At 60.3% G+C, this 16839-nt stretch carries 12 protein-coding genes and 1 pseudogene; 3 read left to right on the top strand and 10 right to left on the bottom strand.

The window, feature by feature from the left end:
* The first annotated feature begins 77 nt into the window (after nucleotides 1–77).
* A complete protein-coding gene (gene purH / locus HGP17_RS30465; RefSeq protein ID WP_168815177.1) occupies nucleotides 78–1694 on the top strand; it encodes a bifunctional phosphoribosylaminoimidazolecarboxamide formyltransferase/IMP cyclohydrolase in 1617 nt (538 codons plus the stop codon).
* A 67-nt stretch (nucleotides 1695–1761) separates the two neighbouring features.
* Here the strand turns inward: purH and HGP17_RS30460 are convergent, their stop codons facing one another.
* Together HGP17_RS30460 and HGP17_RS30455 are read right to left on the bottom strand one after the other, a co-directional pair.
* Complete coding sequence (locus HGP17_RS30460) at nucleotides 1762–3150, bottom strand: MFS transporter (protein WP_168815329.1); 1389 nt, start codon at nucleotides 3148–3150, stop codon at nucleotides 1762–1764.
* A 49-nt stretch (nucleotides 3151–3199) separates the two neighbouring features.
* Nucleotides 3200–7990, bottom strand: coding sequence for an NAD-glutamate dehydrogenase (locus HGP17_RS30455; protein ID WP_168815175.1), 4791 nt, complete (start codon nucleotides 7988–7990; stop codon nucleotides 3200–3202).
* A gap of 293 nt (nucleotides 7991–8283) precedes the next feature.
* Here HGP17_RS30455 and pdxY point away from each other — a divergent pair, with 293 nt between their 5' ends.
* Together pdxY and HGP17_RS30445 are read left to right on the top strand one after the other, a co-directional pair.
* Entirely contained in the window at nucleotides 8284–9159 is an 876-nt protein-coding gene (gene pdxY / locus HGP17_RS30450; protein WP_168815173.1) for a pyridoxal kinase PdxY, read from the top strand.
* A gap of 73 nt (nucleotides 9160–9232) precedes the next feature.
* Entirely contained in the window at nucleotides 9233–9877 is a 645-nt protein-coding gene (locus tag HGP17_RS30445; protein ID WP_168815172.1) for a carbonic anhydrase, read from the top strand.
* Between the two features lie 73 nt (nucleotides 9878–9950).
* Here the strand turns inward: HGP17_RS30445 and HGP17_RS30440 are convergent, their stop codons facing one another.
* From HGP17_RS30440 to leuB, 8 genes and pseudogenes are all read right to left on the bottom strand, one after another.
* Entirely contained in the window at nucleotides 9951–10772 is an 822-nt protein-coding gene (locus HGP17_RS30440; protein ID WP_168815170.1) for a lytic murein transglycosylase, read from the bottom strand.
* A 294-nt stretch (nucleotides 10773–11066) separates the two neighbouring features.
* Entirely contained in the window at nucleotides 11067–12101 is a 1035-nt protein-coding gene (locus tag HGP17_RS30435; RefSeq protein WP_168815168.1) for an aspartate-semialdehyde dehydrogenase, read from the bottom strand.
* A gap of 110 nt (nucleotides 12102–12211) precedes the next feature.
* Nucleotides 12212–12417: pseudogene (locus HGP17_RS33855) on the bottom strand (hypothetical protein).
* Nucleotides 12418–12473: 56 nt separating this feature from the next.
* A complete protein-coding gene (locus HGP17_RS30430; RefSeq protein WP_168815160.1) occupies nucleotides 12474–12983 on the bottom strand; it encodes a DNA starvation/stationary phase protection protein in 510 nt (169 codons plus the stop codon).
* A gap of 297 nt (nucleotides 12984–13280) precedes the next feature.
* Nucleotides 13281–14030 carry a glucose 1-dehydrogenase gene (locus HGP17_RS30425; protein WP_168815159.1) on the bottom strand — a complete coding sequence of 250 codons (750 nt, stop codon included), beginning with the start codon at nucleotides 14028–14030 and terminating at the stop codon, nucleotides 13281–13283.
* A 158-nt stretch (nucleotides 14031–14188) separates the two neighbouring features.
* Entirely contained in the window at nucleotides 14189–14443 is a 255-nt protein-coding gene (locus HGP17_RS30420) for a helix-turn-helix domain-containing protein (RefSeq protein WP_205926199.1), read from the bottom strand.
* A 191-nt stretch (nucleotides 14444–14634) separates the two neighbouring features.
* On the bottom strand, nucleotides 14635–15399 hold the full coding sequence (gene lpxE, locus HGP17_RS30415) for a lipid A 1-phosphatase LpxE (RefSeq protein WP_168815157.1): 765 nt from the start codon (nucleotides 15397–15399) through the stop codon (nucleotides 14635–14637).
* A gap of 228 nt (nucleotides 15400–15627) precedes the next feature.
* Nucleotides 15628–16740 carry a 3-isopropylmalate dehydrogenase gene (gene leuB / locus HGP17_RS30410; protein ID WP_168815156.1) on the bottom strand — a complete coding sequence of 371 codons (1113 nt, stop codon included), beginning with the start codon at nucleotides 16738–16740 and terminating at the stop codon, nucleotides 15628–15630.
* Nucleotides 16741–16839 lie beyond the last annotated feature (99 nt).

Here is a 16839-nt window from a genome sequence, read left to right as displayed (position 1 = left end):
GCTAACGGGGCGGCATTATCGTCCCGCGCCCTCCCCGCCGGACGCCACATCTCCCTATTCCAGATCGGAGAAAGCCCATGGCCGTCGTTTCCAAGAAAATTCCTGCTCCCGACAAGGTGAAGGTGAAAACCGCGCTTCTGTCCGTTTTCGACAAGACCGGCATCGTCGAGCTGGCGCGCGCGCTTAGCGAGCAGGGTGTGCGTCTGCTGTCGACCGGCGGCACGCACAAGGCGATTGCCGCGGCCGGCCTTGCCGTGACCGACGTATCGGAAGTGACGAATTTTCCTGAGATCATGGACGGCCGCGTCAAGACGCTGCATCCGAAAGTGCATGGCGGTCTGCTCGCCATCCGCGACGATGCCGAGCATCAGGCTGCAATGAAGGAGCACGGCATAGAGGGCATCGATCTTGCCGTCATCAACCTCTATCCCTTCGAGGACGTTCGCAAGGCCGGTGGCGACTATCCGACGACGGTGGAGAACATCGACATCGGTGGTCCGGCGATGATCCGCGCTTCGGCCAAGAACCATGCCTATGTGACGACGCTCACCGATCCTGCCGATTATGCCGAGATGCTGGCGCAGCTTTCCGCCGATGCCGGCCAGACGACTTATGATTTCCGCAAGCGCATGGCCGCCAAGGCGTTTGCCCGCACCGCAGCCTATGACGCGATGATTTCGAACTGGTTTGCCGAAGCCCTCGATATCGCCACGCCGCGCCACCGGGTGATAGGCGGCGTTCTGCGCGAGGAAATGCGCTACGGCGAAAACCCGCACCAGAAGGCGGCTTTCTACCTGACCGGCGAAAACCGCCCCGGTGTTTCCACGGCAACGCTCATCCAGGGCAAGCAGCTTTCCTACAACAACATCAATGACACCGACGCAGCTTATGAGCTCGTTGCCGAGTTCCTGCCGGAAAACGGCCCGGCCTGCGCGATCATCAAGCATGCCAACCCCTGCGGCGTTGCCACCGGCCCGAGCCTCGTGGAAGCCTACAAGCGCGCGCTTGCCTGCGATTCCACCTCGGCCTTTGGCGGTATCATCGCGCTGAACAGCCTGCTCGACGCTGAAACGGCGGAAGAGATCGTCAAGCTCTTCACCGAAGTCATCATCGCGCCTGACGTCACCGAGGAAGCCAAGGCGATCATCGCCCGCAAGCCGAACCTCCGTCTGCTTTCGGTCGGCGCCCTGCCCGATCCGCGTGTCGCCGGCCTGACCGCGAAGACCGTCTCCGGCGGCCTGCTGGTGCAGAACCGCGACAATGCCTTGGTCGAGGACATGGAGCTCAAGGTCGTCACCAAGCGCGCGCCGACGGCGCAGGAGCTTGAGGACATGAAGTTCGCCTTCCGTGTCGCCAAGCATGTGAAGTCGAATGCCGTCGTTTACGCCAAGGATGGCCAGACGGCCGGTATCGGCGCGGGACAGATGAGCCGTGTTGATTCCGCCCGCATCGCCGCCATCAAGGCCGAGGAAGCCGCCAAGGCCATGGGGCTCGCCGAGCCGCTGACGCGCGGCTCCGCCGTTGCCTCGGAAGCCTTCCTGCCGTTTGCCGACGGCCTGCTCTCGGCGATCGCTGCCGGCGCCACCGCCGTCATCCAGCCAGGTGGCTCGATGCGCGACCAGGAAGTCATCGACGCGGCCAACGAACACAATGTCGCAATGGTCTTTACTGGCGTGCGCCATTTCCGCCATTGATCGGACGGATATACCTGATTGAGAAAATTTATATCCCGGCCGGTTCGCCTGCCGGGATTTTCTTTGCCTACTTCGCTTTGTCAGCCGGATAGGGTGTTGGCAAAAGTATCAGAAGGCCGCCGGCGAGAAAGATGACGAGGGTTGCCATGCCGAGGCGTGCCGAGCCGCTCCAATAAGTCACGAGCGAGAAGAACAGCGTTGCCATGAAGCTGGTGGCGCGGCCTGACAGAGCGTAGATGCCGAAATAACGTCCGGCCTCCGCGAGGCTGACGCTGCGGGCAAGATAGGAGCGTGAGGAAGCCTGTACGGGGCCAAAGGCTATGCCGATCAACAGACCGTAGCCGATATAGGCCTTTTCCGCTGCCGTGCCGAACAGGCCGCCGGAATTGGCGGTCGAAAGCGGTACGAGGCCGAACAGAGTGAAACCCGGGCCAGTCGAGATGATGCCGAAGGTGGCGATAAGCAGCAAAGTCAGGCTGATGACAACGGTGATCTTCGAGCCCAGCCAGCGATCGACGTAGCCTGCCGCGAAGCAGCCGAAGATGGCGATGACGTTCAGAATAATGCCGTAGATGCCGATTTCGATCGTCGCCCAGCCGAACATGCCGGCCGCGAAGGTGCCGCCGAGGATCAAGAGACCATTGACGCCATCCTGATAGATCATGCGGGCAATCAAAAAGAGGCTGATGCCGCGCCGGCGTTTCAGCTCACTGAGGGTCGCCGAGAGCTCACGCAGGCCCGATCGAACGGCGGCGCGAAATGGCAGACCGCGGGCTGCATCCGGGGTGAAGAAGAACATCGGCAGGATGAAGATCAGATACCAGACGGCCGAAATCGGCCCGGTGATGCGTGCGTCTTCACCGAGCGTGGCATCGAGGCCGAAGAGCGGCGTCAGGCCGAGGATGGTCTTGCCGGTCTGCGGATTGCCGGCCAGCAGCGCAACGACGGTAATGAGAACGATCATCCCACCGAGATAGCCGAGCCCCCAGGCGGCGTTTGACAGCCTGCCGACATCATCCTTGCCGACCAGCCGCGGCATCATGGAATCGTTGAAGACGATTGAGAATTCGGCTGAGATCGAGGCCAGGATCATGAAGATCACGGGATAGATGACAGGCGATCCGGGTGCAGCACCCCAGAGGCAGAACAGGCTCGCGATCTTGATGACGGCGAAGAAGGCGATCCACGGTTTGCGCGCACCGGATTGGTCGGCGATCGAGCCGAGGACCGGGGAGAGAATGGCGATGATCACCGAGGAGATCGTCGCCATGTTGCTCCAGGTCGTCTGGGCGGAGACGGGATCGGCCGTCAACCGCGCAACGAAATAGGGGCCGAAGATGAAGGTGGTCACCACCGTGAAGAACGGCTGAGCCGCCCAGTCGAAGAACATCCAGCCCCAGATGCCCCGTGCCGGCACTTTGGCCGGCACGTGATTGTCGATTTCGGTTACCACCAGATCCTGCCCTCAATCCCTCACCCGCCTGACGGGGTCGGGGCGGACTGTGTCACCTTGCCCGGCCGTTCGCAAGATCGCTGAGCAGGCCTGCGGCAACGGTGATGCGCGCGAGATTGGGCTCGCCGCTTTCACTGAGACCACCGAGTTCCTCAGCTATGCGATTGATGCGGATGCGATCCTCCGCATGCCATGCCTGAACCGGCTGCTTGTCCTTCGGATGGTTGGACAAGGCGGAGATGACGATATCGCGGCGGGCGCCGGCGATCTGGTCGAGGCTGCGCGCCAAGGCGAGGCTTTCGTAGTGATCGCCGGTGACGATGCGGCTGCCGGCCAGCAGCAGGCGGCCGACCCGGAAGGTCTGCGACACCGTGAAGTAGCTTTCCGCCGCCCGGTTCAGCGTATCGCCGGTGCGTTCGGCGATCTGCATGATCTCCGGGACGAGGACGAGCGCGTAGATCGTCGCGATCTCCGAAGCCAGCTTTTCCGGCAGGCCGGCTGCCAGATATTCCGCTTCGCGCGCCGCGATCTCGGCGGCGAAATCCGCCGGGATATGGCTGAGGAAGACGGGACGCAGCTTTTTCAGGGCTGCGCGAAGCCGGCTAACGGTTTCCTCGATCTCACCCTTCGTCGCACCGGTCTTCAGCAGGAGACGCGTCAGCACGGTATAGACCTCGGTGATCTCGCCATAAACGCGGTTCTGCATCTGGCCGCCCACCTTGCCGTCCAATGCGTCCGTCTCGTTCCAGAGCCGGTCGAGGTCAAAGCCGTCGCGAGCGATGACGGCAGCCTTGACCACTTCGGCGGCTGATGCCGCCGTGGCATCCATCATGCTGACAGCAAAGCCGGGGCCACCACGGTTGATGGCCTCGTTGGCAAGCGCCGTGCCGATGATTTCGCGGCGCAGACGATGGCTTTCGATATCGGTGGCGTTCGAACGCTGCATCTTGGCCGGGAAGTAGCGGCTGAGGGTTGCGGCGAAGTAGGGGTCGTCAGGCAAGTCGCTGGCCACGATTGCATCGAAGAGAACAATCTTGGCGTAGGAGAGCAGCACGCCGATTTCAGGGCGGGTGAGCGGCCGTCCGTTGGCGTAGCGCTCGGCGAAGGTCTGGTCGTCAGGCAGGGTCTCGACCTTGCGGTTGAGCTGCTTGGCGCCTTCCAGCACGCCCATGAAGCGGCTGAGCTCGAGACCGTTGCCGGTGCCCTTGCGCTCCGTCAGCGAGATCGCCAGGGATTGCAGGTAGTTGTTGCGCAGGACCAGCGTCGCCACTTCGTCGGTCATGGATGCGAGCAGCGTATCGCGCTTGGCGCGCGTCAGCCGGTCGTCGAACATGGCATTGGCAAGTGCGATTTTGATGTTGACCTCGACGTCCGAGGTGTTGACGCCGGCGGAGTTGTCGATGGCGTCGGAGTTGCAGCGCCCGCCCTTGAGGCCGTAGGCGATGCGGCCCTTCTGCGTGACGCCGAGATTGGCGCCTTCGCCGATCACCTTGGCGCGGACTTCCTCGGCCGTGATGCGGATCGGATCGTTGGCGCGGTCGCCGACTTCCGAATCCGTCTCGGACGGCGCCTTGACGTAGGTGCCGATGCCGCCGAACCACAGCAGATCCACCGGAGCCTTGAGGATCGCGGTCATGATCTCGAACGGTGTTGCGACCGATTTGTCGATGCCGATAGCAGCCGCCGCTTCCGGTGTCAGCGTCACCGACTTTGCCGAACGGGAAATGATCATCGCGCCCTTCGACAGGACGGACTTGTCGAAATCCTGCCAGCTGGAGCGCGCGAGGTTGAAGAGGCGCTGGCGTTCGGCCAACGTCTTCTCCATGTCCGGATCCGGATCGATGACGATATCGCGGTGGTCGAAGGCGGCAAGCAGCCGGATCTTCGGGGAGAGCAGCATGCCGTTGCCGAAGACGTCACCGGACATGTCGCCGACGCCGACGACGTTGAAGGGCGTCGTCTGGATGTCGATGTCCATTTCACGGAAGTGGCGCTTTACAGTTTCCCAGGCGCCGCGCGCGGTGATGCCCATCTTCTTGTGGTCATAGCCGGCCGAGCCGCCCGAGGCGAAGGCGTCGTCCAGCCAGAAGCCGGCTTCCTGCGCCAGCGCATTGGCGGTGTCGGAGAAGGTGGCGGTGCCCTTGTCGGCTGCGACGACGAAATAGGGATCGTCACCATCGAGGCGCACCGTATCGGCCGGCGGAATGATATCGGCGCCGGAGATGTTGTCGGTGATCGATAGCAGCGTGCGGATATAGGTCTTGTAGGCGTCGCGGCCTGCATTGAAGACCTCGTCGCGGCTACCGCCAACCGGAAGCTTCTTCGGATAGAAGCCGCCCTTGGCGCCGACGGGCACGATAACCGCGTTCTTGACCTGCTGCGCCTTCACGAGGCCCAGCACTTCGGTGCGATAGTCTTCGGCGCGATCCGACCAGCGCAGGCCGCCACGGGCCACCTTGCCGAAGCGCAGATGCACGCCTTCCACTTCGACGCCATAGACGAAGATTTCGCGGAAGGGGCGCGGCTCGGGCAGGCCGTCCAGCAGCTTCGGATCCAGCTTGAAGGCCAACATGGCCTTCGGCGTACCGTCCGCGTTCTTCTGGAAGTAGTTGGTGCGCAGAGTGGAATCGATGGCGTTGACGTAGCGGCGCAGGATGCGGTCGTCGTCGAGGCTCGGAACGTCGGCAAGTTCGGTTTCGATCGCCGCGTGCAGATCGGAAAGCTTCTTCGTGCGGTTCTTGTCGCTGAGCTTGGGGTCGAGCGTGTCGTAGAAGAGGCGGAAAAGCGACGCCGCAATGCGCGGATATTTATCCAGCGTCGATGAGATATAATCCTGCGAATAAGCGATGCCGGCCTGCCGCAGATAGCGCGAATAGGCGCGCAGAACGTTGGTTTCGCGAGCGGAGAGATCGGCCGAGACGATCAGCCGGTTGAAGGCATCGTTGTCGATCGTGCCACCGAAGGCCGCAAGGAACGCTTCCTCAAGGGCCGCACCGTGACGAGCGAGATCGATGGTCAGACCGTTGCGGGCTTCGAGCTCCATGTCATGCAGCACGACGTGGCCGGTCGAGCCGTCCTTTGCTGTGACATAGATATCGAATGTGCGCTCGCTGATGACGTTGAAGCCGAGATTTTCGAGCAGGGGCACGCGGCGTGAGAGCGCGAGGTTGCCGTCTCCATGGAAGATCTTCAGCGAGAGAATGTCGCCCGCCTCGTCCTTGCGGACATAAAAGCCGATGCGGATCGGATCGGCTCCGGCAGTTGCGATCATATCGGGTAGATCGGCGAAGGCGTCTTCCGGCGAGAAGGCTTCCTGAAAGGCCTGGCTGACAGAGATGCCGGGAGCCTTGGGGCCGGCCAGCATGACGAAGCGCTCGTCCCAGCGGGCCGTGATGGCGCGAATCGCCTCCTCGAGCTTCGCCTGTGGAACATGTGGCGTCTTGCCAGCGCTGCGGCCGATGATGAAATGCACGCGGGCGACGCTCGCCTCCGGGAAGGCCGGATAATAAGCGGAAACGCGCCCGTCATAGACTGTCTTCAGATGATTGCCGATCTTCTCGCGAACGACGGAATCATATTCCTCGCGGGGGACATAGACGATGACAGACACGAACCGATCGAAATGGTCGATGCGCGGCAATGCGCGCACGCGCGGACGGTCCGTGAGGTCGTTGATTTGTTCGGCGAAGCTCGCGAGCAGGGCCGTGTCGATCTGGAAGAGATCGTCACGCGGATAGGATTCCAGCGTGTTGTCGAGCATGCGGCCAGAATGGCTCGTCGGGTCGAAGCCGAAGTGATCCTTGACCTTCTGTACCTTCGAACGCAGCAACGGCACTTCGGCGGCAGCGCTCGTGTAGGCCGTCGAGGTGAAAAGACCGACGATGCGCAACTCGCCCGTCACATTGCCGTCGGCATCGAAGCGCTTGACGCCGACATAATCCATATAGGCGCGGCGATGGACGATCGACTTGACGTTGGCCTTGGTGACGATCAGGAAATCGGGGCCATCGAGGAAGGCGAGGATTTCCGGCGTCGTGGTGACGGCGTCCTTGCCCTGCCTGAGAACACGGACATCCGGATTGGAGAGAATGCCGAGGCCGGTGCCGCGATCCCGCTCGACCTTGGCGTTGGCGCCCTTGCCGGAATAGACATATTCGCGCATGCCGAGGAAGGTGAAGTTGCCGTCTCTTAGCCAGGCAAGGAAAGCAAGCGCTTCGTCACGGTCATTCCTGCGGCGGCCGGCGGCCTCATAGGTGGACAGCTCCGAAATGACGGTGTCGAGACGCGACAGCATCGGCTTCCAGTCGGAAACGGCAAGATGCGTCTGGTCGAGCACGGTCTGGACCCGCTTGATGAGGTCGTTGGCCTGCGCCGTTGTCAAAGGCGAGAGATGAAGCTGGATATGGCTGACGCGATGGGTGGGATCGCTCGGGTGCTCGGCGGAATAGAGGCTCGGCTGCTTGCCCTCCTCGATGACCAGAATCGGATGCACGGCCATGTAGAGGTCGCGATAGGTGCTGGTGACATCGCCCATGATCGATTCGTAGAGGAAGGGCATGTTGTGGTCGGTGATCGAGAGGATCGAGACAGCAACGCCATCCGGCTCGATGCCGGCGGCCTGCTCTATGCTGACGCGGGGCGCATTGCCGTTCCAGGCTGCAAGCTCCTTGGCCGCATGAGTTGCGGCAAGCGCCAGCATCTCCGGCGTATAGCGCTCCATATCGTCATTGCTAGCCCGGCCGAACAGGATTTCAGGGTCGAGGTGTGCCCCGCCCGCCGCCACGGCCAATTTGCGTGCCGCGTCGATCTGTTTTTCCCGTTTCGGATTGGTCTTGGGCGCCATGAAATTCCTCCCGATTTTCGAATTTTGGCCACAGTAGCAGAAGGTTTAGCGAAAAAACTGGCAAAAAGAATGCGAATTTGGTTCGTTTCGGACGGATTTTAGTCGGTTTTTTTAAAAAACTTACCGAAAATGACGATGTTGATGAAAAGCAGACTTAATCGGCGAGAAATTGGCGGAAACGACTCGTCAACAGAGGTTTTCATGACTCTGTGAAGGGCGGTTGACAGAGTGGCGCGAAAGGGATCATCAACGTGCGCCATTGCACTTTGAAGTCCTGAACTGAAAGCACAATCATGTCGCAAGTGTCTGCCGGCGCCGTTATCGTCATTTCCAGTCATGTCGTCAGAGGGTCCGTCGGCAACCGCGCCGCCGTTTTTGCGCTGGAAACGCTCGGGCACCCGGTTTGGGCGCTTCCGACCGTCGTTTTGCCCTGGCATCCCGGCCACGGCCGGTCGACGCGATTAAACTTCAATGAAGCGGATTTCGACCACGCGATCGACGATCTCATCGCTGCTCCGTGGCTGCCGGAGGTCAAGGCAGTTCTCTCGGGCTATTTCGGCAATGCGGCGCAGGCCCTGTCCGTGGCGCGGCTCGTCACGGCCTTGCGGGAAAAGAACCCCGATCTTTTATACGCGTGCGATCCGGTCATCGGCGACGCCGGCGGTCTCTATGTGCCGCAGGTGACCGCCGAGGCGATCCGAGATCATCTCATTCCGCTGGCATCGCTCGCAACGCCGAACCGCTATGAGCTTGCATGGCTGGCCGGGGCACCGCTTGACGACAACAATGCCATCATCGAGGCGGCGCTTGCGCTTGGCCCATCTCGCATGCTGGTGACGTCGGCCGTGCCGATGATGGCCGGCGGCATCGGAAACCTCTATCTCAGCGGTCGAAGCGCTTTGCTTGCCGAGCACCGCAGCATCGAAGGCGCGCCGAACGGTCTCGGCGATCTGCTGTCGGCCGTATTCCTATCGCGCCTGCTATCCGGCATGGACGAGGAGCGGGCACTGCAGCTGACGACGGCCAGTGTCTATGAGGTGCTGGCGCGCGCCGTCAAACGCGGCAGTGACGAGCTGACGCTGGCGACGGATGCAACGAGCCTGTCGACGCCGATGGCCATGGTGCAGATGCGGCACCTCGTTCACCCGGCGCAACGCCGTAAAAACTAGCGCTTTGCGGCGGTTAACGCTTTTTGCAGCGCAGCAGTTGCCATCGCTCACAGCGCGCTGTAATCCAATATCCATGCAAAGCTTTCCAGACACCCTTCTGAACGGTTATCGCAACTTCATGAGCGGGCGTTATGCCGATGAGCGCGAACGCTATCGCACTCTCGCCGAGCTCGGCCAGAGCCCATCGACGCTTGTGATTGCCTGTAGTGACTCCCGTTCCGCGCCGGAGATCATCTTCGATGCCGGACCGGGAGAGCTCTTTGTCATCCGCAACGTCGCGAACATGGTGCCGCCTTACGAGCCGGACAGCAATTTCCATGCGACGTCGGCAGCACTCGAATTTGCTGTTTTGTCGTTGAAAGTCTCCGACATCGTCGTGATGGGCCACGGCCGCTGCGGCGGTATTCGCGCGGCGCTTGATCCCAATGCCGAGCCGCTGTCGCCGGGCGATTTCATCGGCCGCTGGATGGCATTGCTGAAGCCTGCCGCCGAACAGATTCAGAGCAATGACATCATGACGCAGACCGAGCGTCAGACGGCCCTCGAGCGCATTTCGATCCGCAATTCGCTGGACAATCTGCGCAGCTTCCCGGAAATCAAGGCGCGCGAGGAGGAAGGCAAGTTGAGCCTTCATGGCGCGTGGTTCGATATTTCGACGGGTGAATTGTGGGTGATGGATCCTCAGACCCGCGATTTCAAGCGTCCGGATATCTCATAATCCGCAATGGCTGAAACAAAAAAGGCGCTGCGAACCGTTTGGTTGCAGCGCCTTTTTTGTTGTTGAGGGTGTCTTATCTGCCGTCGATCTGCTGGCCGATATAGGCAATCGCCTGCTGATAAACCCGCGCGTCGTTCCAGCCGGCGATGGCGGCGAAATTCGGCTCGCCGGGCTGATAGCCGGCACCGGGCTGCCAGCCGTGGCCGCGCAGGAAGTTTGCCGTCGAGGCGAGCGCGTCGGCGCGTGAGCCAACCAGGTCAACACGGCCGTCGCCGTCTTCGTCGACACCGAAAGCAACGACGTTCTTCGGCATGAACTGCGTCTGACCGATCTCGCCATGGGCAGCGCCGCGAGCGGACGGGCTGAGATAGCCTTCGCCGACGAGCTTGAGGGCGGAGTAGAGCTGCTCGGTGAAGAAGGCGGAGCGGCGGCAGTCATAGGAAAGAGTAGCGACGGCCGAGAGCGTATGCTGATCGCCCATGTAGCTGCCGAATCCGGTTTCCATGCCCCAGATCGCGATGATCGGGCCTGGGGGAACGCCGAAACGCTTCTCGATCTTGGCAAACAGGGCGGCATTGGCCTGCTTCATGCTCTTGCCGCGATTGATGATCGTCTGGCCGCCGCGCTTCTTCATGAATTCCTCGAAGGAAAGCTTGAAGCTCTTCTGGCCGCGATCGGCGCGGATGGTGGGCTGGTTGTAATGAACATTGGCGAAGGCCCGGTCGAGGACGGAGGGGCTAACGCCCTGTCCCTGAGCTTCGCGCTTGAATTCCTGCACCCAGTTCTCGAAGCCGGCGGACGTATTGCCGCAAGAGGCGGCATTTGCCGCAATCGGCATTCCCAGCAGCAAGCCGCCTGCCACGAGAGCCGCCATTCCAGACTTTGTGAAGCGCATTCAGTGTCCCCAATTCTTACCGCGATGCGAACGCGGTAACCGTTTTCAATGGCGCTCAAACCCTTCCTGTCCAAGGGATTGCGCACGTTTAGCCTTGATCGACAATGCCAGCATCCGGCCGTCATGTCATTATCACACTTTAGCGAGCGATATTTTTCGTTTCATGTGAAACATCGCTGCCAAAATCATTCACAAAAGCCCCGCCATTTCATGCGAATGGCGGGGCTTTTATTCAATCTTGAATACTTGAATAGCCAGAGAGGGTTTATAAACCGTAAATTGGTTTACAAAGCCTTATGCAGCCTGCTTGCGCGGCTTGATCAGGCCGCGGTTGACCAGCAGCTCGGCGATCTGGATGGCGTTGAGCGCGGCACCCTTGCGCAGGTTGTCGGAGACCACCCAGATGTTGAGACCGTTTTCGACCGTCGCATCTTCGCGAATGCGCGAAATGTAGGTCGCATCTTCGCCAGCAGATTCGTACGGCGTGATGTAACCACCGTTTTCGTGCTTGTCGATGACGAGGCAACCGGGCGCTTCGCGCAGGATGTCGCGGGCCTGATCCGCCGTGATCTCGTTTTCGAACTCGATGTTGACCGATTCCGAATGGCCGATGAAGACGGGGACGCGCACGGCCGTGCAGGTGACCTTGATCTTCGGATCGAGCATCTTCTTGGTTTCGGCCAGCACCTTCCATTCTTCCTTGGTGTAGCCGTCTTCCATGAAGCTATCGATGTGCGGAATGACGTTGAAGGCGATGCGCTTGGTGAACTTCTTGTTCTCGATCGGATCGGCGACGAAAACGGCGCGGGTCTGATTGAACAGCTCGTCCATGCCATCCTTGCCGGCGCCGGAAACGGACTGGTAGGTCGAGACGACGACACGCTTGATCTTGGCGAAGTCATGCAGCGGCTTCAGAGCCACGACGAGCTGCGCGGTCGAGCAATTCGGGTTGGCAATGATGTTGCGCTTGGTGAACTGCGTGACGGCATCCGGGTTCACTTCCGGCACGATCAGCGGCACGTCGGCGTCGTAGCGCCATGCGGAGGAGTTGTCGATGACGACGCAACCCTGGGCGCCGATCTTCGGCGAGAACTTCTTGGAGACTTCGCCGCCAGCCGACATCAGGCAGATATCGGTGCTGGAGAAATCGTAATTCTCCAGGTTGGCAACCTTCAGCGTCCGGTCACCGAAGGAAACTTCGGTTCCCTGCGAGCGAGCGGATGCAAGCGCCACGACCTCATCAGCCGGGAAGCCGCGTTCGGACAGGATGTTGAGCATTTCGCGTCCGACATTTCCGGTCGCGCCCGCTACTGCAACTTTGAAACCCATTTCTCAAGCTCTCTTTCTCTTCTCTCCTCTTTGGCGAGGGGGGAACCGCGGCCGTAACGACCGGTTCCTGTCCCCAGCCGAGCCGGGGAGAGAGCGGCAGGCCAGAGACGTCAGACGGTTTTCGTCGTCGTTTTGGCCTTGGTTTTGGAAGAAACCGGAAAATAGACATTCCCCCCGGCGCATTCCGCCAGGTGACTGAAGCATTCGATCTGTTCGAAGCGAGCCATGGAAGTCTTCCTTTTCCGTCGCCGGTTCTAAGAGGTTTTCCACAGGAGTCAAGGATTTCCTCGCTATTGCCGAGGGGCAGCGAGGAAATCGAGGTTATGGAATGCCGCTTGCGATCAACGCCTCCGAAGGCGGGTGACCGGGTAGTCAGCGATTGGTCTTGCGCGTGATTTCGAAGAGGAACCAGGTGCGGCGCTCGGTCTCGTCAATCCAGTTCTCGAGAAGGCTTGCGGTAGCGACATCGCCGTATTCGTCGCAGACATCGTGCACCGTGCGCATTTCAGCCGAGAGCTTGAGATTGTCGTCCGCCAGTTCGGCCAGCATATCCTGCGGATCGACATATTCGGCGTCGTTGTCCGGAATGCGCTGAAGCTTGGCGATCTGGCCGATAGACCGCAGCGTGGTGCCACCGATCTTGCGGGCGCGCTCGGCCATTGGATCCGTCATCGCGAAAATCTGATCGCCATGCTCGTCGAGAAGCAGGTGATAGTCACGGAAATGCGGGCCGCTCATGTGCCAATGGAAATTCTTGGTCTTCAGATAAAGGGCAAATACATCTGCCAGAAGGGCACTCAAGGCCGCGGAAATATCGCGGGTTGCGTCTTCGCTGAGATTGGTGCGGGTGCCCAATTTCGATTTGGTGTTGGCGGTATTCATAAGACGTCCTCCATTTGTTGTTCACGACAGCGATCGCCGGCGGATCTTAGGGGAGTTCGATGACATCGCTGCTGCGTTCGATCGCATTGAAAACAGGATCTATTTTGAAAATATCGCGGACGAAATGTCGCTGCGCGGCACGATCGACTACGGTTTTGAGCTGAAAACCCAAACACCTTGTTAACATAGGAAAAAGGATTGGTTTGGCAATCACCTGCCGAAAGCAGCTTGCCGGGCGCGCATCCAAGTCACGCGCCCGGCACCGCCACCTATGGGGGCGGCATGGCGGCGGAGTAATTATTTCAGGCCGCCGCCGGTATAGATGGTTTCGCCGGTCAGCCAGGCAGCATCCTGTGAGGCGAGGAAGACGGCGACCGGGGCGATGTCCGTCGGCTGGCCAAGACGGCCGAGCGGCGTCTGGGAGACGAGGTGTTTTTCAAAATCACTGCCGATAACGCCGGCGGCGACGACGCCTTCCGTTTCGACGCCGCCCGGCGCCAGGTTGTTGACGCGGATATTGCGAGGACCGAGTTCCTTGGCGAGGATTTTGGTGATGGAATCCACGGCCGCCTTGGTTGCGGTGTAAACGGACGCAGTCGGCAGGTTCATGCTGACGGCGTTGGAGCCGATATTGATGATATTGCCGCCTTCCGGACCAAAATGCTTGACGGCTTCACGAGAGGTCAAAAGCGTGCCCAGCACGTTGATATTGAATTCACGATGGAATTCTTCCTCGGTGAACTCCTCGATCGGCGCGAACTGGTAGACGCCGGCGTTGTTGACGAGGATATCGACGCGGCCGAAAGCCTGCTTTGTTTCCGCGAAGAGCCGCTTGACGTCTTCGGATTTGGAGACGTCGCCATGGACGGCGAGCGCCTTGCCGCCCTTGGACGTGATTTCAGCCACGACCTTGTCCGCACCCTCGCGGCTCGAGGCGTAATTGACGATGACGGCGGCCCCTGCTTCGCCCATCGCCTTGGCGATCCCAGCGCCGATTCCCTTTGATGCACCGGTTACGATCGCAACCTTGCCTGCCAGCTTGCTCATGCCATTTTCCTTCAGAAAATTGTTAGACAGTTTTATAATCATCGAATCAATTTGGCGCATGCGACCCAATCGTGGTTCCGCATCGTCACTTTGATATTTAGATAATCATCTAAATGATACAAGAGCAGTGTGAGAAAATGGTGAGGCCGTGAAGAGCGTCAGATTTTGGAGAGTTCCGCCAGATATGCGTTCAGGGTATCGCGCTTGAGCACGAGATTTGCGAACTTGCCTTCACGCTGGATCTCGATGAGACCGGCATGTTCGAGTTCCTTGATGTGATGTGACATCGTTGCTGCGCTGACGGCATGGCATTCGTTGAGGGCGCTGCAAGCCATGGGCTCGGTTCGCGTGCCGATCTCTTTCAGGATCTGTACACGTCGCGGCTCGGCAAGTGCGCGGGATATCAATCCCATCTGCCTTTCGCTTAAACGTACCGGTCCTGCATCCATCGCTTTTTCATCGCAAACATCATGAAATCGGATTGATCTTCTTCGACAACCCGTCAGCCAGATATATGAATGTGAGCGGGGCTTGGCAACCTTTGCGCTGCGATCATGCTTGAGGCTGCCATGGGAGGGAGAAATACCGTCGAATACGGATTGGATCAGGCGGCGGCCTGATCCTGCTTGCTGATCTTGAACAGGGTGCGGCGCGGTGTCGGCAGGCCGGCATCGTTTATCCGGAAGAGCAGCCCATAGCGGGAATAGACGATCGCCGTCATGAAGGAGAACCAGCCGCCCAGCGCCAGCCCGGCAATGACGTCGCTTGGATAGTGCGCGCCAACCATGACGCGGGTGATTGCCAGCCACAGCGCACAGGCGGCGAAGATATAGCGGTAGCGCGGGAAGAGGAAGGCAAGCGCCACGAACAGAGCACCGATGGTGGTCGCATGGCCCGATGGGAAGCTTTCGAAGCTGGCGCGGCCATTGAAGGGCGAGAAACCGAAAGGACCCCAATCGGCAAAATGCGTCGGGCGGGCGCGGCCGATGGCGCGCTTCAGAAGATTGGCGAGAATTCCGGAGAGAGCAATTGTTGTCAGCAGATAGCCGCCGATCTGGCAGATACGCAATGCCTGGCAGCGACAGCGCGGGGAATGCAGCAATCTGGCACCGGCCCAGCCTTCGAAGAACAGGAAGGCGCTGATGATGAGGATCCAGCCGGACTCGCCGAAATTGGTGAGCATCTCGCCGAAGAAATGGATGGAGGGCGACAGGCTTTTGAGGGTTGCGCCGACAGGCCAATCAAACAGGAAGGCCGAGAGAAGCACGACATTGGCCGTCAGAAACAGGCAGATCTTCCAATGGCATGGCGCAAGACCCGCGTCGCTTCGCCGCCAACGTCTATCGAGAGACGTCAAGATCGCCTGCATAAGTACCGTCCATTGTCGATTTCCAATCAAGTCGACGACTAGCAGGTTCCTGTAACAGGATTTTTAAAGCGCCGAGTCCTGGCCGTTGCTCCCGGTTCACGTCTTCGTGCAACGGAAGGCATGGGCAAATTCCGACGAAAAGATCCCGCCCTGTGTGGCAGAGCGGGATCGGGTGTTTCACGTGAAATATTTCAGGCGATCTCTGTCCGTGGCTTACGCCACTGCAGATTATGCCGAGAGAGCCTTGAATTCCGCGAGGATGGCATCGCCCATTTCGGTGGTGCCGACCTGACGGCTGCCTGCCGACATGATGTCGCCGGTGCGGATGCCGCTGTCGAGCACATTGGCGATCGCCTTTTCCAGCGCGTCAGCTTCAGCAATCAGGCTGAAGGAGTAGCGCAGGCACATGGCGAAGGAGGCGATCATCGCGATCGGGTTGGCAATGCCCTTGCCGGCGATGTCGGGTGCCGAGCCATGCACGGGCTCGTAGAGCGCCTTGCGCTTGCCGGTCTTGGCGTCCGGTGCGCCGAGCGAAGCCGACGGCAGCATGCCGAGCGAGCCGGTGAGCATGGCGGCGACGTCGGACAGCATGTCGCCGAACAGGTTGTCGGTGACGATGACGTCGAACTGCTTCGGCTGGCGAACGAGCTGCATGCCGCCGGCGTCAGCAAGCATGTGCTCGAGCTGCACGTCGGCATATTTTTCCTTGTGCGTCGCGGTGACGACCTGGTTCCAGAGCACGCCAGACTTCATGACGTTGCGCTTTTCCATCGAGCAGACACGGTTGTTGCGGGTGCGCGCCAGTTCGAAGGCGACGCCGGCGATGCGCTCGATTTCGTAGGTGTCGTAGACCTGGGTGTCGATGCCGCGCTTCTGGCCGTTGCCGAGGTCGATGATTTCTTTCGGCTCGCCAAAATAGACGCCGCCCGTCAGTTCGCGGATGATGAGGATATCGAGGCCGTCGACCAGCTCCGGCTTCAGCGACGAAGCCGATGCGAGCGCCGGGTAGCAGATAGCCGGGCGCAGGTTTGCAAACAGCTGCAGATCCTTGCGCAGGCGCAGCAGGCCTGCTTCCGGGCGTACTTCATAAGGAACCGCATCCCACTTCGGACCGCCAACGGCGCCGAAGAGAACCGCATCGGCCGCCATTGCCTTTGCCATATCGGCATCGGAGATCGCCGCGCCATGCGCATCATAGGCGCTGCCGCCGACAAGGCCTTCATCCGTGACGAAGCCGGCATTCTTTGCCTCGTTCATATAGGCGATGATCTTGCGAACCTCACCCATGGCCTCGGGGCCGATGCCGTCGCCCGGCAGGAGGAAAAGATTGCGAACTGTCATGGGAAAGCCTCCGCGAAAGAAAAAGTTGCGGGGTTTTTAGACCTGCAAATGCGGCTTTTCAAGCGAGGAAGCGGCCGAAACGGTACGGTTTTGGGACGT

Origin of the sequence: Rhizobium sp. P38BS-XIX (assembly GCF_012641435.1) — a bacterium.
GTDB lineage: Bacteria > Pseudomonadota > Alphaproteobacteria > Rhizobiales > Rhizobiaceae > Rhizobium.
This window is presented reverse-complemented; position numbering and strand designations above follow the sequence as displayed.

Coding starts and splice junctions, on each gene's coding strand:
- HGP17_RS30455 (WP_168815175.1), bottom strand. CDS start 7,990: ATGGCGCCCAAGACCAATCCGAAACGGGAAAAACAGATCGACGCGGCA.
- HGP17_RS30435 (WP_168815168.1), bottom strand. CDS start 12,101: ATGGGTTTCAAAGTTGCAGTAGCGGGCGCGACCGGAAATGTCGGACGC.
- purH (WP_168815177.1), top strand. CDS start 78: ATGGCCGTCGTTTCCAAGAAAATTCCTGCTCCCGACAAGGTGAAGGTG.
- HGP17_RS30440 (WP_168815170.1), bottom strand. CDS start 10,772: ATGCGCTTCACAAAGTCTGGAATGGCGGCTCTCGTGGCAGGCGGCTTG.
- HGP17_RS30430 (WP_168815160.1), bottom strand. CDS start 12,983: ATGAATACCGCCAACACCAAATCGAAATTGGGCACCCGCACCAATCTC.
- HGP17_RS30425 (WP_168815159.1), bottom strand. CDS start 14,030: ATGAGCAAGCTGGCAGGCAAGGTTGCGATCGTAACCGGTGCATCAAAG.
- leuB (WP_168815156.1), bottom strand. CDS start 16,740: ATGACAGTTCGCAATCTTTTCCTCCTGCCGGGCGACGGCATCGGCCCC.
- lpxE (WP_168815157.1), bottom strand. CDS start 15,399: ATGCAGGCGATCTTGACGTCTCTCGATAGACGTTGGCGGCGAAGCGAC.
- pdxY (WP_168815173.1), top strand. CDS start 8,284: ATGTCGCAAGTGTCTGCCGGCGCCGTTATCGTCATTTCCAGTCATGTC.
- HGP17_RS30445 (WP_168815172.1), top strand. CDS start 9,233: ATGCAAAGCTTTCCAGACACCCTTCTGAACGGTTATCGCAACTTCATG.
- HGP17_RS30420 (WP_205926199.1), bottom strand. CDS start 14,443: ATGGGATTGATATCCCGCGCACTTGCCGAGCCGCGACGTGTACAGATC.